Here is a 407-nt window from a genome sequence, read left to right as displayed (position 1 = left end):
CAAGTGGCGGCGATGTTTAACCGAATGATGGCGATTTGGATGAAATCCGACGTATGGCAACAGCTTTTCGTACATCGTCGGTACAGGCGAAGGCTGTTAGAATCGCCAGTCGTTTTTTCCAGGAGTCTGCCCCCCGTGATCACATCTCGCCTGCGCACCTTGCGCGACCACATCCGTTGGGCCGTCAGCCGTTTCCATGGGGAAGACCTGTTTTTTGGCCATGGCACCGACAATGCCTGGGACGAAGCCCGGCAGTTGGTGCTCGGCGCTTTGCACCTGCCATGGGAAATTGCCGACAGCTACCTCGATTGCAACCTGGAAGAAGAGGAAATCTCTCACGTACAGCGTTTGTTGCATCGCCGTATTCATGAGCGGGTGCCCACGGCCTACCTGTTGAAAGAGGCGTG

At 56.0% G+C, this 407-nt stretch carries 1 pseudogene; it reads left to right on the top strand.

From position 1 onward, the window contains the following. Positions 1 to 135: 135 nt before the first annotated feature. Positions 136 to 407, top strand: a pseudogene (locus FCS21_RS16630) (50S ribosomal protein L3 N(5)-glutamine methyltransferase); the annotation flags it as partial.

Origin of the sequence: Colwellia ponticola (assembly GCF_005885605.1) — a bacterium.
GTDB classification, from domain to species: domain Bacteria; phylum Pseudomonadota; class Gammaproteobacteria; order Enterobacterales; family Alteromonadaceae; genus Colwellia; species Colwellia ponticola.
The sequence above is the reverse complement of the archived record's forward strand: the minus strand, read 5'-3'. Positions and strand labels throughout refer to the sequence as shown.